Source organism: Acidovorax sacchari (assembly GCF_042847045.1).
GTDB lineage: Bacteria > Pseudomonadota > Gammaproteobacteria > Burkholderiales > Burkholderiaceae_C > Paracidovorax > Paracidovorax sacchari.
In genome coordinates this window covers 940,813-962,346 of sequence record NZ_AP035783.1, presented here as the reverse complement: position 1 = coordinate 962,346, position 21,534 = coordinate 940,813, and the positions used below count along the sequence as shown (strand labels likewise).

At 71.1% G+C, this 21,534-nt stretch carries 17 protein-coding genes; 12 read left to right on the top strand and 5 right to left on the bottom strand.

What is annotated here, in order from left to right; all coding sequences use genetic code 11:
* Positions 1 to 6: 6 nt before the first annotated feature.
* Both ACGHC0_RS04360 and ACGHC0_RS04355 read left to right on the top strand, forming a co-directional pair.
* A complete protein-coding gene (locus tag ACGHC0_RS04360) occupies positions 7 to 1,002 on the top strand; it encodes a Bug family tripartite tricarboxylate transporter substrate binding protein (protein ID WP_368354148.1) in 996 nt (331 codons plus the stop codon).
* A gap of 48 nt (positions 1,003 to 1,050) precedes the next feature.
* Positions 1,051 to 2,010 (top strand): LysR family transcriptional regulator, encoded by a 960-nt coding sequence (locus ACGHC0_RS04355; protein ID WP_415267538.1) that lies wholly within the window; start codon positions 1,051 to 1,053, stop codon positions 2,008 to 2,010.
* Positions 2,011 to 2,039: 29 nt separating this feature from the next.
* Here ACGHC0_RS04355 and ACGHC0_RS04350 read toward each other — a convergent pair whose 3' ends face one another.
* Together ACGHC0_RS04350 and ACGHC0_RS04345 are read right to left on the bottom strand one after the other, a co-directional pair.
* The gene (locus ACGHC0_RS04350) at positions 2,040 to 3,161 is read right to left on the bottom strand and encodes a sigma-54 interaction domain-containing protein (RefSeq protein ID WP_368354146.1); all 1,122 of its coding nucleotides are present in this window, start codon (positions 3,159 to 3,161) and stop codon (positions 2,040 to 2,042) included.
* A 5-nt stretch (positions 3,162 to 3,166) separates the two neighbouring features.
* Complete coding sequence (locus ACGHC0_RS04345) at positions 3,167 to 4,390, bottom strand: acyl-CoA dehydrogenase family protein (protein WP_415267537.1); 1,224 nt, start codon at positions 4,388 to 4,390, stop codon at positions 3,167 to 3,169.
* A gap of 316 nt (positions 4,391 to 4,706) precedes the next feature.
* Here ACGHC0_RS04345 and ACGHC0_RS04340 point away from each other — a divergent pair, with 316 nt between their 5' ends.
* The 10 genes from ACGHC0_RS04340 to ACGHC0_RS04295 all read left to right on the top strand — a co-directional run bounded on the left by ACGHC0_RS04340 (position 4,707) and on the right by ACGHC0_RS04295 (position 15,576).
* Positions 4,707 to 5,891 (top strand): acyl-CoA dehydrogenase family protein, encoded by a 1,185-nt coding sequence (locus tag ACGHC0_RS04340; RefSeq protein ID WP_368354144.1) that lies wholly within the window; start codon positions 4,707 to 4,709, stop codon positions 5,889 to 5,891.
* 221 nt (positions 5,892 to 6,112) lie between these two features.
* A complete protein-coding gene (msuE, locus tag ACGHC0_RS04335) occupies positions 6,113 to 6,697 on the top strand; it encodes an FMN reductase (protein ID WP_368354143.1) in 585 nt (194 codons plus the stop codon).
* Positions 6,698 to 6,769: 72 nt separating this feature from the next.
* Positions 6,770 to 7,906, top strand: a complete 1,137-nt coding sequence (gene sfnG, locus ACGHC0_RS04330; RefSeq protein ID WP_415267536.1) for a dimethylsulfone monooxygenase SfnG — start codon at positions 6,770 to 6,772, stop codon at positions 7,904 to 7,906.
* 45 nt (positions 7,907 to 7,951) lie between these two features.
* Positions 7,952 to 8,755 carry an ABC transporter ATP-binding protein gene (locus tag ACGHC0_RS04325; RefSeq protein ID WP_415267535.1) on the top strand — a complete coding sequence of 268 codons (804 nt, stop codon included), beginning with the start codon at positions 7,952 to 7,954 and terminating at the stop codon, positions 8,753 to 8,755.
* On the top strand, positions 8,755 to 9,648 hold the full coding sequence (locus ACGHC0_RS04320) for a branched-chain amino acid ABC transporter permease (RefSeq protein WP_368354140.1): 894 nt from the start codon (positions 8,755 to 8,757) through the stop codon (positions 9,646 to 9,648). Before ACGHC0_RS04325 ends, ACGHC0_RS04320 begins: the two co-directional genes overlap by 1 nt.
* Complete coding sequence (locus ACGHC0_RS04315) at positions 9,645 to 10,751, top strand: branched-chain amino acid ABC transporter permease (protein WP_415267534.1); 1,107 nt, start codon at positions 9,645 to 9,647, stop codon at positions 10,749 to 10,751. Before ACGHC0_RS04320 ends, ACGHC0_RS04315 begins: the two co-directional genes overlap by 4 nt.
* A gap of 51 nt (positions 10,752 to 10,802) precedes the next feature.
* Complete coding sequence (locus ACGHC0_RS04310; protein WP_415267533.1) at positions 10,803 to 12,122, top strand: ABC transporter substrate-binding protein; 1,320 nt, start codon at positions 10,803 to 10,805, stop codon at positions 12,120 to 12,122.
* Positions 12,123 to 12,172: 50 nt separating this feature from the next.
* Entirely contained in the window at positions 12,173 to 13,462 is a 1,290-nt protein-coding gene (locus ACGHC0_RS04305) for an SfnB family sulfur acquisition oxidoreductase (protein ID WP_415267532.1), read from the top strand.
* A 5-nt stretch (positions 13,463 to 13,467) separates the two neighbouring features.
* A complete protein-coding gene (locus tag ACGHC0_RS04300; protein ID WP_415267531.1) occupies positions 13,468 to 14,256 on the top strand; it encodes an ABC transporter ATP-binding protein in 789 nt (262 codons plus the stop codon).
* Positions 14,257 to 14,364: 108 nt separating this feature from the next.
* Positions 14,365 to 15,576 carry a DUF2252 domain-containing protein gene (locus tag ACGHC0_RS04295; protein WP_415267530.1) on the top strand — a complete coding sequence of 404 codons (1,212 nt, stop codon included), beginning with the start codon at positions 14,365 to 14,367 and terminating at the stop codon, positions 15,574 to 15,576.
* Between the two features lie 19 nt (positions 15,577 to 15,595).
* On the opposite strand, the gene ACGHC0_RS04290 is transcribed toward ACGHC0_RS04295, so the two are convergent.
* From ACGHC0_RS04290 to ACGHC0_RS04280, 3 genes are all read right to left on the bottom strand, one after another.
* Complete coding sequence (locus tag ACGHC0_RS04290) at positions 15,596 to 17,008, bottom strand: efflux transporter outer membrane subunit (RefSeq protein WP_415267529.1); 1,413 nt, start codon at positions 17,006 to 17,008, stop codon at positions 15,596 to 15,598.
* Complete coding sequence (locus ACGHC0_RS04285) at positions 17,005 to 20,211, bottom strand: efflux RND transporter permease subunit (protein ID WP_415267528.1); 3,207 nt, start codon at positions 20,209 to 20,211, stop codon at positions 17,005 to 17,007. Before ACGHC0_RS04285 ends, ACGHC0_RS04290 begins: the two co-directional genes overlap by 4 nt.
* A gap of 70 nt (positions 20,212 to 20,281) precedes the next feature.
* Positions 20,282 to 21,523, bottom strand: coding sequence for an efflux RND transporter periplasmic adaptor subunit (locus ACGHC0_RS04280; RefSeq protein WP_415267527.1), 1,242 nt, complete (start codon positions 21,521 to 21,523; stop codon positions 20,282 to 20,284).
* Between the last annotated feature and the right edge of the window lie 11 nt (positions 21,524 to 21,534).

Genomic DNA, 21,534 nt, shown 5'->3' with positions numbered 1-21,534 from the left:
CCTGCGATGAACCGACGACAACCCCTGCGCGCCCTGGCGCTGGCCGCATCCGCCTGCGTGGCCGGACTGGCGGGCTTCACGGGCGCAGCCGCCCAGGCCCAGGACTTTCCCCCGAAGAGGCCGGTGACGCTGGTCGTCGGCTTCGCGCCCGGCGGCGCGGCCGATGCGGCGGCACGCCTGATCGCGAAGAAGCTGGGCGAGAACATCGGCCAGTCCGTGGTGGTGGACAACAAGGGCGGAGCGGGCGGCAACATCGCCCACCAGCAGGTGGCCGGCGCCGCGGCGGACGGCTCGGTGCTGCTGTTCGGCTCCGTCGGGCCGCTGACCATCGCGCCCCACCTGATGAAGCTGAACTACGACCCGTTCAGGGACCTGGCGCCGATCTCCGGCGGTGTGTATTTTCCGAACGTGCTGGTCGTGCACAAGGGCCTGGGCGTGAAGACGCTGGCGGAGTTCGTGCAGCTCTCCAAAGCGAAGCCGGGCAGCGTGGACTACGCCTCCACCGGGGCCGGCTCCGCCTCGCACCTCGCGGGCGAGCTGTTCAACCAGCGCGCCGGCATCGACATGGTGCACGTGCCCTACAAGGGCGGCGCGCCCGCGCTGCAGGACCTGCTGGGCGAGCGCGTGGCCTCGTATTTCTCGGCCCCGCCCACGGCGCTGCCGCACATCGAATCGGGCAGGCTCGTCCCCCTGGCCACCACGGGACTGGCGCGGCCGGCCTACATGCCCGACGTGCCCACGGTGGCCGAGGCCGGCTACCCGGGCTTCGAGGCCCTGAACTGGTATGCCTTCGTCGCGCCGGGCAGGACGCCGGCGCCGGTGCTCGACGCCTGGAACCGCGAGATCGTCAAGGTACTGAACGACCCGGGCGTCCACGAGGCCCTGCAAAAGCACGGCCTGACGCCGCAGCCCACCAGCCGCGCCGCGTTCGCGGCATTTATGCGCAAGGAATACGACCAGTGGGGCGCCATCGCCCGGGCACGCAAGCTGACGGCCGACTGAGTCTGCGGCGCCGCCGCCGGACCTCCTGCGCCCTACGACAATCACGCCATGGAACTGCGCCAGCTGCGTTACTTCGTCCGCATCGTCGAGGCCGGCTCGATGAGCCGCGCCGCCCTGGAACTGGACATGGTGCAGTCGGCGCTGAGCCAGCAGGTCTCGCGCCTGGAAAGCGAACTGGCCACGCGGCTCCTGCAGCGCACGCCGCAGGGTGTGACCCCCACCGAGGCAGGCCTGGCCTTCTTCCACGAGGCCAAGCTGGCACTGCGCCACGCGGAGCAGGCCGTGCGCTCGGCGCAGCATGCGCGGCTGTCGGGCAGCGTCAGCATCGGCCTCGCGCCCACCACTTCGGCACTGCTGGGCCTGCCGCTGATGCTGGCGATGCGGCAGCGCTATCCGGAAGTGCGGCTGCACATGGTCGAGGGCATGTCCGGCCACCTCGCGGCCATGCTGCGCGCGCGCGAGCTGGACATCGCCGTGCTGTTCGGCCACCGGCCGGACGCCCTGGCCCTGCACCGGCCGGCCAGCGGCGCGGGACGCGGCTGGCAGGTGCTGCCGCTGATGGAGGAAGCCCTGTTCCTGATCCGCTCGGTGGCCCAGCCCGCCCTGCCGGCGCAGCTGGACATCGAGGCCCTGCGGGACGAGCCGCTGATCCTGCCCACGGGTCCGCACGGGCTGCGCAGCGCCATCGATGCGGCCTTCGACCACGCCGGCATCGCTCCGAAGGTGGCGCTGGAGGTCGATTCGCTGGCCATGGTCATGGCCGCGGTGGATGCGGGCCTGGGCTCCACCCTGCAGCCCTGGGCCGCGCTGGGCCGCTATCCCGATGCCGACAGGCGCTTCCGGCACGCGCGCCTGGACGCCCCGGTGGCGCGCCGCGTCAACCTGTTGTGCAGCCTGGCCGACGACGAACTGCCGCCGGCGGTGCTGGCAGCACGCGGCGTGGTGCGCGACTGCGTGCGCAGCCTGATCGGCGAGGGCCGCTGGGCCGGAGCGACGCTGTCTGGCTGAACGCGGGGCGCGCGCCCGCGGGCAACGGTTCACCTCGCCGCCGCGATGTCCCCATTCTTGATGAGCCGCGCACGCAGGATGTTGCGGCTGATGCCCAGCAGGCGCGCAGCCTGCACCTGGTTGCGGTGGCAGAACTCGAAGGCGGCGCGCACCACGGTTTCCTCGATGCGCTCGTACAGCTGGTCGCCCTGCTGCTGGAACAGGCCGGACAGCGCCGCTTCCAGCGCCTGCAGCGGCGTCGCGTCCGCCGGCGTGTCGCTCCCGGGGCGGCGCTGCAGGCCCAGCGACGACAGCTGCAGGTCCTCGGCCAGGAGCACGCCGCGGCGGCAGATCAGCAGGCCGTGGTGGATCACGTTCTCCAGCTCTCGGATGTTGCCGGGCCAGTCGTGGGCGAGCAGCTTGCGCTCCGCGCCGGCATCGAGCCGCACGGCGCCGTAGCCCAGGCGGTGCCGGTATTCGTCGATGAAATGGCGCGCCAGCGGCAGGATGTCGCCCGGCCGCTCGCGCAGCGTGGGCAGCGCCAGGTTCACCACGTGCAGCCGGTAGAACAGGTCCTCGCGGAAATTCCCCGCGGCCACCGCATCCTGCAGGCGCACGTTGGTGGCCGCCACCACGCGCACGTCCACCGGCAGGCTCCTGCGCGCGCCCAGCCGCACCACCTCGCGTTCCTGCAGCACCCGCAGCAGCTTGACCTGGATGGACAGCGGCAGGTCGCCCACCTCGTCCAGGAACAGCGTGCCGCCGTTGGCGGCCTCGAACCATCCGGCCTTGGCGGTGAAGGCGCCGGTGAAGGCGCCCTTTTCGTGGCCGAACAGCTCGCTTTCCACCAGCGTCTCGGAGAGCGCGCCGCAGTTGACGGCCACGAAAGGCCCTTCGCGCCGCGCGCTCAGCGCATGCACGTGGCGCGCGATCAGTTCCTTGCCGGTGCCGGTCTCGCCCAGGATGAGCACGTTGGCATCGCTGGGCGCCACGAGGCGGATGCGCTCGAGCAGCGCCAGCGAGCGCGGATCCTCGAACACCTGCGCGGTGGCGCGGATCGAGGTGGGCATGGCGCGGGCGCCGGGCAGCGTGAGCAGCGGTGGCGTCTCCCGGTGCCGGGCCGGTGCGTCGCCGTCTTCGGGAAAGGCGGTATGGAAGTGCAGGGAGGACATGGCGGTCAGGAGTAGAAGCTGGGATCGGGATGGCGCTGCTGCAGGGCCCACTCCCCGAGTTCGCGCAGCTTGTAGGCCAGCGGGTCGTGCAGCGTGTGGGTGCGCAGGTTGCGCCAGTGGCGGTCCAGGCGCAGCCCGCCGTGCGTGGCGCGTGCGCCGGCCACGTCGAACATGCGGGTACAGAGGTCCAGGCCGGTGCGCGTGGCCGCCACCTTGGCGGTCGCCACGGCCACGGCCACGTCGCCCCGCTCGGCGGCCGTGAGTTGCCCATCCCGCGCCCAGGCGGCGTCGAAGCGTTCGGCGGCGCGGTCCAGCAGCACGCGCACGCTCTCCAGCCCCACCCAGAAGTCTCCGTAGTGGCCCAGCACATAGGGGTCGTCCATCGCGCGCGCCACGCCCGAGCTGCGCCAGGGCCGGGCCTCGTGGAGCGTGTAGTGGCGCGCGTCCTGGAAGGCACCCTCGGCGATGCCGAGGTAGATGCTGGCGAGCACGAGCTGCGCCAGCAGGGGCCGCAGGCAGGCGAAGGGCGTCGCCAGCGGACCGGGGTCGGCCAGGATCTCGTGCGGCTCCACCCGCACGCGCTCGAAGACCACGCTGCCGCTGTCCGTCTGGCGCTGGCCGATGCTGTTCCAGTCCGGTGCCACGGAGATGCCGGTGCGCCCCGTGGGCAGCGCCGCCACGACGAGATCGCCCGAATCCGCGTCGCGCGCGGAGGCGACCAGCATCTCGGAATCGAGCGCGCCCGAGCAGAAGCTCTTGCGGCCCGAGAACTCGCTCCAGCCGCCCTGGCGCGTGCGCTGCGTGCGGTCGTCCAGCGGGTTGAGGGCATTGCCCCAGAACCACCGCAGGCGCGCCGTCTGCCGGAACCAGGGCTCCCACTGGCGCGGCTGGGAGAACAGGCGCACCGTGGCCAGCATGAGGTGGTGGAAGCCCAGCAGGTGGGCGAGCGACGAATCGGCGCGCGCCAGGATGCGCACCACCTCCAGCGTATCGCGCCAGCCCGCCCCGCCGCCGCCCTGCGCGGCCGGAATGCTCATCGCCAGCAGGCCGCTGTCGCGCAGCGCGTCGCGCTCCGCCTTGGGCGTGCCGCCGCGCTCGTCGCGCTCGGCCGCCGTCCGGGCGAACTGCTCCGCCAACTGCCGCGCCACCACGTCGGACGCAGGCGCGGCGGCGGCCGCGTCCCCGCCATCGGCGGCAGGGTCGTGCACTGGCATCGTCGCAAGGCTCATGTCGGGCTCTTTCCTCGGTAAGGGTCCCGCCGCGCCGCCGGGAAGGCCGCGGCGCGTGCGGGAAGGACGAAAACTGCTGCCTGGACAGCAATTCTGGGAATCCGGACGCCCCGCGGCAAATAAGGATTCCAAGCATCGATAGACGTTTTGCGGCTGCAGCAGCAACTGCGCCCTGGCGGACACTGCCGCAGCAGCCCGGCGGGGCGGTTGCTGATTGCGCAGCAGCCGCCCCGCTCCGCCTCCCCCGGGCGGCGATGGCACGGACCCTGCGATGCCGGCTGTTCCACTTCACCACGGACACGAAAGGACCCCCACCATGAAGCATTTCGCAGCCGAAGCGCACCGGGACTGGCACGGTGCCCGGGACCGCATGGCCGAATCCCTCGCCGCCACGGCCATCGAGCGCGACCAGGCCGGGGGCGTGCCGCTGCACGAGCGCCGCCTGCTGCGAGAGAGCGGACTGCTGGCCCTCTCCGTTCCCGCCGCCCTGGGTGGCGCGGGGGCCTCCTGGAGCGATGTACTGGGCGTGGTGCGCCACTTCGCGCGCGTGGACAGCGCGGTCGCCCACGTGTTCGGCTTCCACCACCTGCTGCTGGCCACGGCGCAGCTCTTCGGCCGGCCGGCGCAGTGGCAGCCCTGGCTCGAATCCACCGTGGCGCGGCAATGGTTCTGGGGCAATGCGCTCAACCCGCTGGACCGGGGCACCGTGGCCACGCAGCAACCGGACGGATCATGGTCGTTCCATGGCCGCAAGAGCTTCTGCTCGGGCGCGGGCGATTCCGACATGCTGCTCGCCTCCGCATTCGACCCCACGGGCCGGATGCTGATCGCCGTGGTGCCGACCACCCGGGAAGGGATCCAGGTGCAGGGCGACTGGGACAACATCGGCCAGCGCCAGACGGACAGCGGCAGCGTGGTCTTCGACCAGGTGCGCGTGCAGGCGCATGAGCTGCTCACCGACCCGGGTCCCCTGTCCTCCCCCTTCGCGGCGCTGCGCCCGCTGCTCGCTCAGCTGGTGCTGGCCCACGTGTACCTGGGGCTGGGCGAAGGCGCGCTGGCCGAAGCGCGCGGCTTCACGCTGCAGCATGCGCGCCCATGGCATGCCTCCGGCGTGGACCAGGCGGGCGAAGACCCGTACCTGCTGGGCCATTACGGCGACTTCTGGCTGGCCCTCGAAGGTGCGCGCCTGCTGGCGGACCGCGCGGCCGCGCTGTTCGACGCAGCCTGGTCCGAAGGGCTGGCGCTCCCGCCCCAGGCGCGCGGCGACGTGGCCGTGGCCGTGGCGGCCGCCAAGGTGGCCGCGGGCCGCGCCGCGCTCGATGTGGCGCACCGGCTGTTCGAGGTGACCGGCCCGCGCGCCACCACGGCCGCCCTGCGCATGGACCGCTTCTGGCGCAACCTGCGGGTACACACGCTGCACGACCCGGTGGACTACAAGCGCCGCGAACTGGGCCGGTGGGCCCTGCACGGGCAGCGGCCCGAGCCCTCCTTCTATTCGTGATCCGCTGCTGCGGGAAACGCATATGCATGCACGTTTCCCGGTGGACTGCTGATCCTGCAGCAACGCGACAGCAGCGTGCTGTGCAGCACACACCCGTTGCGTGACAGCGGATTCGCAAGCCATTGATTCCAAAGGAAAAAATCTCTGGCACGCAAGCTGCTGAAGACAGGACGGACACCGCGCCGCGGTGCCGCCCCCTTCATCGCAACGAATGGATCACCATGGCCCGAACCCTGAATCTCGTCGCCGTCTCCGGCAGCCTCCAGCGCCCCTCGCGCACCCTCGCGCTCGTTGAACACCTCGTCGAGAGGATCGGCGACGCCGTCCCGGTCCGCGTGCGCACCATCGAACTCGGCGCCGTCGGTCCCCGCCTGGCGGGCGCCCTCTACCGCAACCAGCTGCCGCCCGAGGTGGAGGCCGACATCGCCGCCGTCGAACAGGCGGACGTGCTCGTGGTGGGCAGCCCGGTGTACCGGGCCACGTACTCCGGCCTGTTCAAGCACTTCTTCGATTTCGTGCACCACGAGGCCCTGGTGGATGTGCCGGTGCTGCTGGCCGCCACGGGCGGCAGCGAGCGCCACGCCCTGGTGATCGACCACCAGTTGCGCCCGCTGTTCAGCTTCTTCCAGGCCCGCACCCTGCCCCTGGGCGTGTACGGCACCGACAAGGATTTCACCGACTACCGCATCACCGACCCGGCCCTGCTGGCACGCGCCGACCTGGCCGTGGAACGCGCCCTGCCGCTGCTGCGCGCAGGGCGGGAAGCCTCCACGCCCGTGCGCCCCGCGCTGGCCGCCGTGGCCTGAGGGCCGGCCCGCGCCGCCCACCCGCAACGCATCCCGCACGCCTTCCTCCATCCCACCCAAGGAGCCTTCACCATGAGCACATCCCGCAACGAACCCGTCAAATTCGCCTACTGGGTGCCGAACGTCAGCGGCGGCCTGGTCGTGAGCACCATCGAGCAGCGCACCGACTGGAGCCTGGAATACAACCAGCGGCTGGCGGTGGCGGCGGAAAAGGCCGGCTTCGAATACGCCCTGAGCCAGATCCGTTTCACGGCAGGCTACGGGGCGGAGCACCAGCACGAGTCCGTGTCGTTCAGCCAGGCGCTGCTGCACGCGACCACGCGACTGAAGGTGCTGGCGGCCATCCTGCCGGGGCCGTGGAACCCCGCGGTGGTGGCCAAGCAGATCGCCACCATCGACCACATCTCGGGCGGCCGCATCGGCATCAACGTGGTGAGCGGCTGGTTCAAGGGCGAGTTCCAGGCCATCGGCGAGCCGTGGCTGGAGCACGACGAGCGCTACCGCCGCTCCAACGAATTCATCCGCGCGCTCAAGGGCATCTGGACGCAGGACCACTTCACCTTCAAGGGCGACTTCTACCGCTTCAACGACTACACGCTCAGTCCCAAGCCGCTGCAGAAGCCCCATCCGGAGATCTTCCAGGGCGGCAGCTCGCGCGCCGCGCGCGACAACGCGGCCAGCGTGTCCGACTGGTACTTCACCAACGGCAACACGCCCGAGGGGCTCAAGGCCCAGATCGACGACATCCAGGCCAAGGCCCGCGTCAACGGCCACACCGTGCGCATCGGGGTCAACGCCTTCGTGATCGCCCGCGATACCGAGGAAGAGGCGCAGGCCGTGCTGCAGGACATCATCCGTCATGCGCACGTGGAAGCGGTGCATGCCTTCGGGGATGCCGTGAAGCAGGCTGGCCGCGCCTCGCCGGAAGGCGAAGGCAACTGGGCGAAGTCCACCTTCGAGGACCTCGTGCAATACAACGACGGCTTCCGCACCAACCTGATCGGCACGCCGCAGCAGATCGCCGAGCGCATCGTCGCGCTCAAGGCCATCGGCGTGGACCTGGTGCTGACCGGTTTCCTGCACTTCATCGAAGAGGTGGAGTACTTCGGCCGCAAGGTGCTGCCGCTGGTGCGCGAGCTGGAAGCACGCCAGGCCGCGGAGGCATCGCAGCCGCACACGCAGCCCGCACTGGAGGCGGCGGAGGCCTGAGCTCCGCCCACCCGCACGAACGGAACATTCCGCGCCCGACACACCATGGCAACGCCCACCCCGCTTCCCGTGCTGCAGCTGCGGCACGTCGCCCTCTCCTTCGGCGGCGTGCAGGCGCTGTCGGACATCGACCTCGACATCGCCCCCGCCGAGATCCGCGCCGTGATCGGCCCCAACGGGGCCGGCAAGAGCTCGCTGGTCAACGTGGTGTGCGGCCTGTACCGCCCCGACAGCGGCCGCGTGCGGCTGGGCGCGGAGGAGTTCGCGCATGTGCCCACGCAGCGCCTGGCGCGGCTGGGCGTGGCGCGCACCTTCCAGAACCTCGCACTGTTCCGGGGCCTCTCGGTGCGGGACAACGTGGCGCTGGGCTGTACCGATCCGCAGGGGAACTGGCTCGCGCAGTGGGCCGGCGCGCCCGGCGCCCGCGCCGCCCGCCGCAGCACGGCCGTGCAGGCGGACGCGGTGCTGGATTTCCTGGACCTCCAATCCGTGCGCGACCGGCCCGCCGCCACCCTGCCCTACGGGCTGCAAAAGCGCGTCGAGCTGGCCCGCGCGCTGGCCGCCGCGCCGCGCCTGCTGCTGCTGGACGAACCCATGGCCGGCATGACGCTTTCGGAGAAGCGCGACATGGCCCACCTGGTGCGCGCGGCGCGCGACCGGTTCGGCACCGCCATCCTGCTCATCGAGCACGACATCGGCGTGGTGCTGGGCCTCTCCGACCGGGTGGCGGTGCTGGACCACGGCCGCAAGATCGCCGACGGCACGCCCGCCGAAGTGAGGCACGACCCGGCCGTGATCGACGCCTACCTGGGCGTGGAGCAGGCCGGCACCGAAGCGGAGGGCGCGTGATGGACGCGGATTTCACCTTCTTCGCCGAAGTGCTCGTGGGCGGCCTGCTTTCGGGCGTGATGTATGCGCTCGTGGCCATCGGCTTCGTGCTCATCTACAAGACCTCGGGCGTGCTCAACTTCGCGCAGGGGGCGCAGCTGCTGCTGGCGGCGCTGACCTTCGTGAGCCTCGTGGAGCGCGGCGTGCCCTTCGCCCTGGCGCTCGCGGCCACCCTCGTGCTGATGGTGCTGCTCGGGCTGGCCATCGAGCGCACCGTGCTGCGGCCGCTGGCCGGCCGCTCCCCGATGGCGCTGTTCGTGGCGACGCTGGGCCTGTCCTACGTGATCGAGGGCGTGGCGCAACTCGCCTGGGGCACGCAGGTGCATGCGCTGGACCTGGGCATCGAGGACACGCCGCTGGACGTCGCCGGCATGCTGGTCTCCCGCTTCGACCTCGTGGCCGCCGCGTGCGCGGGCACCCTGGTGGTCCTGCTGGCCGCCTTCTTCCGCTTCACCCGCACGGGCCTCGCCTTCCGCGCCGTGGCGGACGATACCTTCGCCGCGCTCGCCGTGGGCCTGCGCCTGCCCCGGGTGTGGTCCGCGGTGTGGGCCGCCGCCGGCGTGATCGCGCTGGCCGCCGGCCTGCTGTGGGGCGCACGATTGGGGGTGCAGTTCTCGCTGTCGCTCGTGGTGCTCAAGGCCCTGCCCGTGCTGGTGCTGGGCGGCTTCGATTCGGTCGCGGGCGCGATCGTGGGCGGGCTGCTGGTGGGCGCATTCGAGAAGCTGGCCGAGGTGTACCTGGGCCCGGTCGTCGGCAGCGGCATCGAGGGCTGGTTCGCCTACGCCGTCGCCCTCGCCTTCCTGCTGGTGCGCCCGCAGGGGCTGTTCGGCCAGCGCCTCGTGGAAAGGGCATGACCATGAGCGCCATCCTCCCTCCCACCGCGGCCACGGCTGCGCACGCCACGGCTGTCGTCCACACGGTCCCCGGCAGCCGCACGGCGCCCCGCTGGCTGCCCCCCGCCGCGCTGCTGGCGCTGGCGTACGGGCTCGTGCCCGCGCTGGCCACGCCCTACTGGTTCGACGCCATCCTGCTGCCCTTCCTGGTGCTGTCACTCTCCGGGGTGGGCCTCAACCTGCTCACCGGCTATGCCGGCCAGCTCTCGCTGGGCACGGCGGCCTTCATGGCAGTGGGTGCGTTCGCGGCGCTGAACCTGCAATTGCGGGTGCCCGGCATGCCGCTGCCGGCCGCCATGGTCCTGGGCGGCCTGTGCGCCATGGCGGTGGGCCTCGTCTTCGGCCTGCCCAGCCTGCGGCTGCGGGGCTTCTATCTTGCCGTCGCCACCCTGGCCGCGCAGTTCTTCGTGCAATGGGCGCTCACCCGCTTCGGCTGGTTCACCCTGGACAGCCGCTCGGGCGTGGTGGATGCGCCCGAGCTGCGCGTGGGGCCCTGGGTCTTCGATACCCCCGCAGCACGCTACCTGTTCGCGCTCACCGTGGTGGCGCTGCTCACGGCGGCCGCATGGAGGCTCGTGTCCACGCGCACCGGGCAGCATTTCATTGCCGTGCGCGACAACGAGCTGGCCGCGCGCGTGATCGGCATCCCGGTGCTGCGCACCAAGCTGCTGGCCTTCGCCGTCTCGTCCTTCATCGTCGGCGTGGCCGGTGTGCTCTGGGCCTTCGTGTACCTGCGCACCGTGGAGCCCGCGGGATTCAACCTCGACCGCTCCTTCCAGATCCTCTTCATCGTCATCCTGGGCGGGCTCGGCACCCTGCGCGGCGCCTTCCTCGGCGCAGCGCTCATGGTCGCCTTGCCCCTGCTGCTCTCGCGCCTGGGCGGCTGGGCGCTCGGCGGAGTGCTCGATTCCGGTGTGCTGGAGATGGTCCAGCGCATCGTGCTGGGCGTGCTGATCATCGGCTTCCTCATCGCCGAGCCCGAAGGCCTGGCGGCACTCTGCAGCCGCCTGCGGCAGGCCTGTGCGCGCCGCATCGCCGCGCACGTCCCGCACGCCCCGCGCTGACCGCCCCTTCCCTTTCCATCGCTTCACACCGTCCTCCAGGAGTTATCTTCCATGCGCCTTCTTCCGCACCTGCGCGCTGCAGCCCTCGCGCTGGCCGCCACCGCTGCCCTCGCCGTGCAGCCCGCCCGGGCCGACGAACAGTTCTTCCCGCTGCAGAGCTACCGCGTAGGGCCGTATGCCGCCGGGGGCACGGGCTTCTTCGGCGGCTTCATCGACTACCTCAACCTCGTGAACCTGCGCGACGGCGGCGTGGGCGGCGTGAAGCTGACCTGGGCGGAGGGCGAAACGCAGTACGAGGTGGAGCGCGGCGTGGAGGTGTACGAACGCTTCAAGACCCGCCCCGGCATCGCCGCCTGGAACCCGCTGTCGGTGGGCATCGCCTATGCCATGCTGGACCGCGTCACCGCCGACAAGGTGCCGCTCATCACCATCAACCACGGCCGCACCGACACCACCGACGGCCGCGTGTTCAAGTACGCCTTCCCGCTGCTGCTCAACCCCTACAGCGAGACCTCGGGCATCGTGAACTACATCGCCGGCAAGGAAGGCGGCGCCGAGAAGCTCAAGGGAAAGAAGATCGTGGTGCTCTACCACGGCTCGCCCTACGGCAAGGAAACCATCCCCATCTACGAACTGCTGGCGAAGCAGTACGGCTTCACGCTGCAGCAGATCGAGGTACCGCACCCCGGCAACGAGCAACAGTCGCAGTGGCTCGCCATCCGCCGCGCCAGGCCCGACTACGTGGTGCTGCGCGGCTGGGGCGTGATGAACCCGGTGGCCCTGCGCACGGCGCAGAAAACGGGCTTTCCCGCCACGCGCATCATCGGCAACGTCTGGTCCAACTCCGAGGAGGATGTGCTGCCCGCGGGGGACGCGGCCAAGGGCTACACCGCCATCACCACGGTGGCGGCGGGCGACCAGTACCCCGTGCTGCAGGAGATCCGCAAGACCCTGTACGCCGCGGGCAAGGGCAACCTGGAAGACACGCGCCGCATCGGCAGCGTCTATCACAATCTCGGGGTGCTCAACGGCATCCTCAACGTCGAGGCCGTGCGCATCGCGCAGGCGAAATTCGGCCGGCGCACCCTCACCGGCGACGAAGTGCGCTGGGGCTTCGAGAACCTGCGCATCGACGAGGCGCGCGCCGCGGCGCTCGGCGCCAAGGGCCTCTTCCACTCCATCCACGTCACCTGGGACAACCACGAAGGCGACGGCCGCGTGGCCTTCCAGCAATGGGACGGCACGCAGTGGAAGGTGGTCTCCGACTGGATCGCGCCGGACTGGAAGCTGCTGCGTCCGCTGATCGAAGCCTCTTCCGAAGCCTATGCCCGCGACCGGAAGATCCCGCTGCGCCGCAGCATCGACGACTGATCGACCGTTCCTTTACGCCCCTCTTTCATCCACCACCAGGAGGAATCACCATGTCCGCCGTGCTCCAGAACCCCGCCACCGAACAGCCCGTCCGCCCGCACGCCCTGCAGGCGGCCCTGCAGCCCGGCCAGCCCGTGCCGGGGCTGCCACGTCCCGCAGCCCCGGCCCACGTGATACGCGACGACCGGGAAGCCCTGGCCGTCGCCCATGGCTTGGCCGAGCGCTTCCGCGAAGGCGCCGCGCTGCGCGACCGCGACCGGCTCTGGCCGGTGGAGGAGATCGACGCCTATTCCCAGAGCGGCCTCTGGGCCATCAACGTGCCGCGCGCCCACGGCGGCGCGGAGGTGTCCTATGCCACGCTCGCGGAGGTCATCGCGATCATCTCCGCGGCCGACCCCTCCATCGGCCAGATCACCCAGAACCACCTGGGCATCGTGGCCGCCATCCGCACCGTGTCGGACAAGGCCCAGCAGCGCCTGCTGTTCGGCGAGATCCTCGCGGGCGCGCGCTTCGGCAACGCCTTTTCCGAATCGGGCTCCCGCCGTGCCGCGGACTTCGAGACCCGTTTCATCGAGGACGGCGACCACGTCGTGGTGACCGGGCGCAAGTTCTACTCCAGCGGCGCGCTGCTGGCGCACTACGTGCCCATCGTGGCCAACGATCCGCAGGGCCGCGCCTGGTATGCCATCGCCGAGCGTGACGCACCCGGCCTGTCGGTCATCGACGACTGGAGCAGCTTCGGCCAGCGCACCACGCTGAGCGGCACCGTGCTCATCGACCGGGTCCGCGTGCCCCGCACCCACCTCGTGCCGGCCTGGAAGGGCTACGACCGGCCTTCCGCGGACGGCGCGATCTTCCAGATCATCCAGGCCGCGGTGGACGTGGGCATCGCGCGCAACGCCATCGAGGATACGCAGGACTTCGTGCGTACCAAGACCCGCCCCTGGGTGGACAGCCAGCGCGACACCGCCGCCGAAGACCCCTACACCATCCACGCGGTAGGCGACCTGCAGATCCGCCTGCACGCGAGCGAGGCGCTGCTGGAGCGCGCGGGCCGCGCCATCGACCGCGCCCTGGCTGCGCCCGACGCGGACACCGTGGCCGCCGCGCAGATCGCGGTGGCCGAGGCCAAGGTGCTATCCACCGAGATCGCCCTGCAGGCCGCCAACAAGCTCTTCGAACTCGCCGGCACGCGTTCCACGCTGGGCCAGTACCACCTGGACCGCCACTGGCGCAATGCGCGCACCCACACGCTGCACGACCCGGTGCGGTGGAAGTACGCCATCGTGGGCAACTACCACCTGAACGGCGTGAAACCGCCCTTCCACGCCTGGAGCTGAGCGCCATGGCCGCACGGGACGACGACGCACCACTGCTGCGCCTGCAGGACGTGCATGTGCACTACCGGGGCGCCATCGCCGCGCTGCAGGGCGTGAGCCTGGACGTGCGGGGCGGCGAGATCCACGCCCTGCTGGGCGCCAACGGCGCCGGCAAGTCCACCGTGCTGCGCGCCGTCTCGCAGTTGCTGCCGGCCCTGCGCGGCCAGGTCACGCGCGGGCGCATCGCTTTCGATGGCGACGATGTGCTGCGCGCCACGCCGGACGCGCTGGTGCGCCGCGGCCTGGTGCCCGTGCTGGAGGGCCGGCACTGCTTCCCGTCGCTCACGATCGAGGAGAACCTCGTCGCCGGCGGCCTGGGCGGCGGCGCGCCGCGCTCGCGGCTCGCGCAGGACCTGGACCGCGTCTATGCCGCCTTCCCGCGCCTGCAGGCCCTGCGCCGCACGCCCGCCGGGCTCGCCTCCGGCGGCGAGCAGCAGATGGCCGCCATCGGCCGCGCGCTGATGGCCCGGCCCCGCCTGCTGGTGCTGGACGAACCCAGCATGGGGCTCGCGCCCCGCACCGTGGAGGCCATCTTCCGCGAACTGGCACGCCTCAACCGCGAGGAAGGGCTGACGCTGCTCATCGCCGAGCAGAACTCCACCGTGGCACTGCGCCACTCCCACCGCGCCACCGTGCTCGAGACCGGCCGCAGCGCCCTGTGCGGCAGCGCCGCGGACCTGCGCGAGCGCGCCGACATCCGGGCGCTGTACTTCGGCGAAGGCGTGCCGGCGCAGGAGTGGGCGCAGGCGGCCTGATGCCGCGATGGCGCAATCGAAAGGCGGAACCGGGAACAAGGGGGCCGCCAGGGCCCGGACGGCCGCCCGCGGGCGCACAATGGGACTCCCTACAGCCGAGTTATCCCCATGGACGCCGTACAGGAAATCCTCCACTACAACGCGGGCCGCGACCCGGAACGACTGGCGCTCAAGTACGAGCACATGCGCAGCGATCCCTTCGTCTTCCTGCGCGGCACCTGCCACCTGTTCTACGCCCGCCTGCCACGGGGCGGCATCTTCAAGTCGGCGCCGCCCGCCTGGTGCTGCGGCGACCTGCACCTGGAGAATTTCGGCAGCTACAAGGGCCAGCACCGGATCGCGTACTTTGACCTGAACGACTTCGACGAAGCCGCGCTCGCCCCCGCCACCTGGGACCTCGTGCGGCTGCTGGCCAGCCTGCGGGTGGGTGCCGGCAGCCTGCAGCTGGCCCCCCTCGCGGTGGAAGAACTCTGCACGGCCTTCCTGTCCGCCTACGTCCATGCCCTGGGCGACGGCAAGGCCTACTGGGTGGAGCCGCAGACCGCGCAGGGGCTGGTCCGCACCCTGCTGGACGGGTTGCGGGACCGGCAGCGCGCCGACTTCCTCGACAGCCGCACGGTCACCAAAGGCCGCAAGCGCAGACTGCGCACCGACGGACGCAAGGCCCTGCCCGTCACCGACGCCCAGCGTGCCGGGGTGCTGGGCTTCATGGAAGACTTCGCCAAGGCGCAACAGCACGACCCGGACCATCCGCACTTCTTCCGCGTGCTCGACGTGGCCCGCCGCATCGCCGGCACCGGCAGCCTGGGCGTGGACCGCTACGCCATCCTCGTGGAAGGCAAGGGCTCGCCCGACGGCAACTACCTGCTGGACCTCAAGCAGGCCCTGCCCTCATCGCTGGTACCGCACCTGAAGACGAAGCAGCCCCGCTGGGGCACGCAGGCCGAACGGGTGGTGGCCGTGCAGCGGCGCGTGCAGGCCGTCTCGATGGCGTTCCTGCAGCCGGTGGAGATGGACGGACGGCCCTACGTGCTGCGCGGCCTGCAGCCCCTGGAGGACCGCGTGACCATCGCCGGCGCCAGCCAGAAGCTCGCCGACATCCGCGGCGTCGTCGCCACCATGGGCCGGCTGGTCGCCTGGGGCCAGCTGCGCAGCGCCGGCCGCCAGGGTTCGGCCATCGCGGACGAACTGATCGACTACGCACGCCGCGGCAAGTGGCAGGCCAAGCTGCAGGCCGCCGCGGCGGAGATGGCCGAGAAGACGCTGCGCGACGCGGCCGACTACAACGCCGCCTACGACGACGGCGTGTTCCGTCTCTGACAGGGCGCGGGCGCTGGCCTCACGGCTGGACGCCGCCGCCCACCGCCTGGTAGAGCGCCACGCTGTCGCCCAGCAGCGTACCGTAGGCAGCGGCCCGCGCAGCCTGCGCCTGCCGCCACGCCTGCTCGGCAGCCAGCAGCGACGGCCGCGAGGCATAGCCCTGCGCGAGCTGCGAGCGCGTGAGTTCGTAGCCGGACCGCGTGGCCTCCACGCTGGCATCGGCCACCTGCAGGGCCCGCTGGTCGATGGACAGCGCATACAGCGTGTCCGCGACGTTCTGGAACGCCGTCAGCACCGCGCCGCGGTACTGCGCCGCCGCCGCATCGAACTGCGCCTCGGCCGCGCGCTGGCGCGCGGCGAGCGTCCCGCCGTCGAAGATCGGCATGAGCAGGCCGGCGCCCAGCGACCAGACCGCATTGCCCGCAGAGAACATGCGGCCGAAATCCGTGGCGCCGCCCCCCAGCGCCGCCGTCAGCGACAGTTGCGGAAAGCGCGCTGCCTCCGCCACGCCGATCGATGCGCTGGCCGCATGCAGCGCGCTCTCGGCCGCGCGCACGTCGGGCCGCTGAGCCACCAGCTGCGACGGCACGGCCTGTGGCAGCGGCGGCGGAGCCAGGTCTGCCAGCCGCGGCAGGGGCAGCACAGCGTCGGGGGTACGGCCCGCCAGCACCGCCACGAGGTTGCGGGTCTGCTCCAGCTGCTTCTGCAGCGGCGGCAGCGCCTGCTGCGCCTGGCTCAGCAGGTTCTCCTGCGTGGCCACGTCCAGGCCGCTGGCATAGCCGGCGCGCTGCAGGTTGCGCATCACCCGCAGTTGCTCCTGCATCGCAGCCACGGCTTTCCCGGTCAGCTCCACCTGCTCGGCCAGCATGGCCCCCTGCAGCACGGCACCGACCAGGTTGCTCGCCAACGTCAGGCGCGCGCCCTCCAGTTGCCAACGCTGCTGCTCGGCCGAGGCCTGCAGCGATTCGACCTGGCGCCGGTTGCCGCCGAACAGGTCGGGCGTGTAGGCCACGCTGAGCTGCGCGGTGTGGTAGTTGAACACCGTGTCGCCCGAATTCAGCGGTGACGATTGGGTTTTCCCCGTGTTCTGCCGCGTGTTGTTCTGGCTTGCCTGTACCTGCGGATAGAACAGCCCGCGCTGGGCAGCCACGTTCTCCTGCGCCGCGCGCAGGGTGGCGCGCGCGGCATCGACCGTGGGGCTGTGCGCAAGCGCCTCGGCCACCAGGGCATCGAGCGGCGCGCTGCCGAACACCTTCCACCAGTCCGGCGCCACCGGCCCGGGCCGCAGCGGCAATGCCAACGCCTCGCGGGTCAGCGACGCCGGGGCCGGCGTGGCGGGCGCGGCATAGTCGGACCCCACCGCGCAACCCGCCAGGGCCAGCGCCAGCGACACGGCGGCAGCGCAAAGCGCTCTTTCAAACATCAAGGTCATATCCCTTCCCTCTCGACGCGTGGCCTCTTGCCTCCCAGTCCCTGGCGGCGGCTGGACAACTTCATGCGCCGCAGCACCAACAGGCGCAGGGCCGGCACGACCAGCAGCAGGAACAGCGGCCCGATCAGCATGCCGCCCACCACGACCGTGGCCAGGGGCCGCTGCACCTCGCTGCCGATGCTGTGCGACAGGGCGGCCGGGAACAGCCCGATGCAGGCCGAGAGCGCCGTCATCAACAGCGGCCGCATGCGGCTCTCGTACGCTTCGGTGATCGCGTCCAGGGCATTGCGGCCCGCCGCGCGCAGCTCCTTGAAGCAGGTCAGGATCAGGATGCCGTCCATCACCGACACGCCCAGCAGCGAGATGAAGCCGATGATGGCCGACACGCTCAGCACCTGGCCCGACACCCAGAGCGCCAGCACCCCGCCCAGCACGGTGAAGGGCACGGCCGCCAGCGTGAGCAGGCTGTACGCGAAATTGCTGAAAAGCGCATACAGCAGCACCACGATCAGCGCCACCGCCAGCGGGATGGCGATCATCATGCGCGCCTTGGCCTGCTGCAGTTCCTCGAACTCGCCCGCATAGGTGATGCGGTAGCCCTCGGGCAGCCGCACCTGCTCGGCCACCTTGCGCTGCACCTCCGACACCGTGCTGCCCAGGTCGCGGCCGCGCGCGCTGAACTTGATCGGGATGTAGCGCTCGTTGCTCTCGTGGTAGATGTAGGTGGCACCCGTGTCCACCGAGATCGTGGCCACGTCGGTCAGCGGAATGAAGGCCGTGCCGCCGCCGCTCGTGGTGTAGCCGATGCGCAGCGCCCGCACCGCGTCGATGCTGCCGCGCTGCTCCTTCGGGAAGCGCACCGTCAGGCCGAACTGACGGTCGCCTTCCAGCACCGTGGTGGCATTGGTGCCGGCCAGCGCGGCCTGGATGGTGGCGTTCACGTCGCCCGTGTTCAGTCCGTAGCGGGCGGCGCGGGCACGGTCGATGTGGATGTTCATGTTCGGCTGGCCCAGCGTGTGGAAGGTCCCCAGGTCGGCCACGCCATCGACCTGCCGCATCACCCCCATCACCTCGTCGGCCAGACGCTCCAGCGTGGGCAGGTCGGGACCGATGATCTTGACCGAATTGGCCCCCTTCACGCCAGACAGGCCCTCTTCCACGTTGTCCTGGATGTATTGCGAGAAATTGAAACCCACGCCCGGGAAGGCGCTTTCGAACTTCGACTGCAGCTCGGCCACCAGGCGTTCCTTGGTCATGCCGGGCCGCCACTCCCCGAAGGGCTTGAGCGGCGCGAACAGCTCCACATTGTTGAAGCCCGAGGCATCGCTGCCATCGTCCGGCCGGCCATGCTGCGAGACCACGGTGACGACCTCCGGATAGGCCTTGATCAGCGCCCGCATGCGGTTGACCTGCTCGGTGCCGGCCTCCAGCGAGATGGTCGGCGGCATGGAGGCGCGTATCCACAGGTTGCCCTCTTCCAGCGCCGGCAGGAATTCGCTGCCCAGGCGCGTCGCCAGCAGGCCGCCCGCCAGCAGCGCGACGCAGCCGATCGCCACCGTGGTGCGCGCATGGGCCAGCACCCAGTGCAGCGCGGGCCGGTAGGCGCGGTGGATGGCGCGCACGATGAGCGTCTCCTTCTCCTCCACCTTGCGCGGCAGCAGGTAGCTCGCCAGCACCGGCGTGACGGTGAAGGTGGCCAGCAGCGCGCCCGCCAGGGCGTAGCCGTAGGTGCGCGCCATGGGCCCGAAGATCTGCCCTTCCACCCCTTGCATGGTGAAGAGCGGCGTGAACGCGGCGATCGTGATACAGGTGGAGAACAGCACCGAGCTGTCCACCTGCCGGGCGCTCAGGTAGATGGTGCGCAACCGCGCCGTCCATCCCGTGGCGGGAGCGAGCACCGCCCCATCGGGCTCGCGCGCCAGCGCGCGCAGCGCCGTCGCCCGGTCGCCCCGGCTGCGCTGGAAGTTGCGGAACACGTTCTCCACCAGGATCACCGCCGAGTCCACGATGATCCCGAAATCCACCGCCCCGAGCGACAGCAGGTTGGCCGATTCGTTGGTCAGGACCAGGATCATGATGCTGAAGAACAGCGCGAACGGAATGTTCACGCTCACGATCACCGCGCTGCGCAGGTCGCCCAGGAAGATCCACTGGATGAGGAACACCAGCAGGCAGCCGAACACCAGGTTGTGCAGCACCGTGTGCGTGGTCACGTTCACCAGCGCCGAGCGGTCGTAGTACGGCGCCAGGTGCACGCCGGGCGGCAGGCTGTGGTCGCCGTTGATCTTCTCCACCGCCTGCTGCACGCGCTCCATCACGTCCTTGGTGTGCAGCGTGCGGTTCATGATCACCACGCCGGTCACCACGTCGTTCTGGTCGTCGCGCCCGGCCTCGCCCAGGCGCGGCACCGTGCCTTCGGCAATGCGCGCCACATCCTTCACCTGGATCGGCAGCCCGTTCTGCTGGGTGATGACCACGTTGCCGATGTCGGCCAGGTTCTCCACCGCGCCCAGGCCGCGGATGTTGACCGACTGGTCGCCCACGCTGACGGCGCGCCCGCCCACGTTGAGGTTGGCGTTGCCGATGGCGGAGATGAGCTGCTGCAGCGTCACGCCGCGCGACTCCAGCAGCTTCGGGTCCGGCTCCACGTGGTATTCCTTGGTGGTGCCGCCCCAGGTCACCACCTGCGCCACGCCGGGCACCGTGAGCAGCCGGCGCTGGATCACCCAGTCCTGCAGCGTGCGCAGCTGTGTCAGGCCCATGCCCGGCGGCCCCTTGACCTGGTAGCGCAGGATCTCGCCCACCAGGCTCGACGCCTGGATCTGCGGCTGCACGCTGTTCGGCAGGCTGACGTTGGCCTGCAGGTTGTTGGCCACCTGCGTGAGCGCGAAGTAGTAGTCGGTGCCGTACTTGAAGGTGACGCGCACGAACGACAGGCCGTAGAACGAGGTCGAGCGGATGTTGTCCACGCCCGGCGTGGTGGCCAGGCCCACTTCCATAGGCCGGGTGTAGTAGCGCTCCATTTCCTCGGCCGACTGGCCGGGCGCCTGCGCCGTGATCTCCAGGATCACCGGCGCCGGGTTGGGGTAGGCCTCCACGTTGAGGTGGAGGAAGGCGAGGATGCCGGCGGCCATGAAGGCCAGCAGGCCCAGCAGCACGATGGGCCGGCGCGAGAGCACGAAGGCCAGAAGGGGTCGAAACACGGAACGGGCTCCTGCGGAGGATCGGCGGGCGGGGAACGCGGCGGGTGGCCGGCGGCCAGGGTGGGGTGGGCTACTCGGCCGCGCCGGCCTCGTACAGGTTGCTCAGCAGCAGCGCATTGCGTTGCGCGACGCGATCGCCCGGCTGCAGGCCGGCCATGATCTGCACCTCGCCCCCGTCGCTGCGCCCCACGGTGACGGCGCGGCGCTGCAGCCGCACGCCCAGCGGGTCCCTGGCGCCCTGCGCCACCCAGACCACGTTGTCGCCCGAGGTCTCGCGCACCACCGCCGTCGCCGGCACCGCGGCGGCCTCCTGCGGCGCCGCGAGCGTGATGCGGAAGTCCGCCAGCATCTGCGGGCGCAGCGCGCGATCGGGGTCGGCCACGTCGGCCCGCACCACGAAGCGATGCGTGCCGGCATCCACCGTGTCCCCCACGTAGCTGATGCGGCCGGTGAAGTCCCGGCCCGGCCACGCCTGCACATGCACGCTCACCGGCTGGCCCACCTTGTAGCGCGAGAAATCCGACTCGGGCACGCTGGCCACCATCCAGAGCGTGCGCACGTCCGACACCGTGACCGGCGCGGGCGATGCACCGGGCTGGGTCAGCAGCCCCGGCTGGGCGGACCGCGCGACGACGCGGCCATCGATCGGGCTCTTCACCGGCATCTCGACATCGATGGCATGGTCCCGCTCGATGCGCTGGATGTCGGCCTCGGCCAGGCCGAACAGCTGCAGCGTCTTGCGCGCGGCCCGGTACGCAGCATCGGCCGCCTGCTGGTCCGACAGGTTCTGCTGGTATTCCTTCTGCGCGATGCTGTTGTCGCCCACCAGCGCCTGCGCGCGGCGCAGGGTCTCGGTGGCCGAGCGCAGCGTGCCCGCGGTCGATACCAGCGCCGATGCGGCCTGCGCGATGTCGGGCACGTTCACCGTGTAGAGCGTCTGCCCGGCGCGCACGGTGTCGCCGGCCTTGACCAGCACCCGCGCGATGCGGCCCGCATAGGCGGTGGAGACGGGCACCGTGCGGTCCTGGTTGAAGTCGATGTTGCCGATGGCCTGCTGCACGTCCTCGAAGGCGCGCTGCTGCACCGGCCCCAGGTCCAGCGTGGCGGCCTGGCTGGAGGACACGCGCACCACGCCGTCGGCCACCTTGCCGGACCGCGACAGCTCGGGCAGCGACGGCGCGGGCGCATCGGCGGCGGCCGACTCCCTGGAGGGCAGCAGCACCAGCACCGCCGCGGCGGCGACGGCGGTCAGCAGGGCTGCACCGCCGCACCAGGCCATGCGCTTGCTCAGGTTCGGGAACGTGGTCTTCATGGATCGCTTCC

Coding starts and splice junctions, on each gene's coding strand:
- ACGHC0_RS04360 (WP_368354148.1), top strand. CDS start 7: ATGAACCGACGACAACCCCTGCGCGCCCTGGCGCTGGCCGCATCCGCC.
- ACGHC0_RS04355 (WP_415267538.1), top strand. CDS start 1,051: ATGGAACTGCGCCAGCTGCGTTACTTCGTCCGCATCGTCGAGGCCGGC.
- ACGHC0_RS04350 (WP_368354146.1), bottom strand. CDS start 3,161: ATGTCCTCCCTGCACTTCCATACCGCCTTTCCCGAAGACGGCGACGCA.
- ACGHC0_RS04345 (WP_415267537.1), bottom strand. CDS start 4,390: ATGAGCCTTGCGACGATGCCAGTGCACGACCCTGCCGCCGATGGCGGG.
- ACGHC0_RS04340 (WP_368354144.1), top strand. CDS start 4,707: ATGAAGCATTTCGCAGCCGAAGCGCACCGGGACTGGCACGGTGCCCGG.
- msuE (WP_368354143.1), top strand. CDS start 6,113: ATGGCCCGAACCCTGAATCTCGTCGCCGTCTCCGGCAGCCTCCAGCGC.
- sfnG (WP_415267536.1), top strand. CDS start 6,770: ATGAGCACATCCCGCAACGAACCCGTCAAATTCGCCTACTGGGTGCCG.
- ACGHC0_RS04325 (WP_415267535.1), top strand. CDS start 7,952: ATGGCAACGCCCACCCCGCTTCCCGTGCTGCAGCTGCGGCACGTCGCC.
- ACGHC0_RS04320 (WP_368354140.1), top strand. CDS start 8,755: ATGGACGCGGATTTCACCTTCTTCGCCGAAGTGCTCGTGGGCGGCCTG.
- ACGHC0_RS04315 (WP_415267534.1), top strand. CDS start 9,645: ATGACCATGAGCGCCATCCTCCCTCCCACCGCGGCCACGGCTGCGCAC.
- ACGHC0_RS04310 (WP_415267533.1), top strand. CDS start 10,803: ATGCGCCTTCTTCCGCACCTGCGCGCTGCAGCCCTCGCGCTGGCCGCC.
- ACGHC0_RS04305 (WP_415267532.1), top strand. CDS start 12,173: ATGTCCGCCGTGCTCCAGAACCCCGCCACCGAACAGCCCGTCCGCCCG.
- ACGHC0_RS04300 (WP_415267531.1), top strand. CDS start 13,468: ATGGCCGCACGGGACGACGACGCACCACTGCTGCGCCTGCAGGACGTG.
- ACGHC0_RS04295 (WP_415267530.1), top strand. CDS start 14,365: ATGGACGCCGTACAGGAAATCCTCCACTACAACGCGGGCCGCGACCCG.
- ACGHC0_RS04290 (WP_415267529.1), bottom strand. CDS start 17,008: ATGACCTTGATGTTTGAAAGAGCGCTTTGCGCTGCCGCCGTGTCGCTG.
- ACGHC0_RS04280 (WP_415267527.1), bottom strand. CDS start 21,523: ATGAAGACCACGTTCCCGAACCTGAGCAAGCGCATGGCCTGGTGCGGC.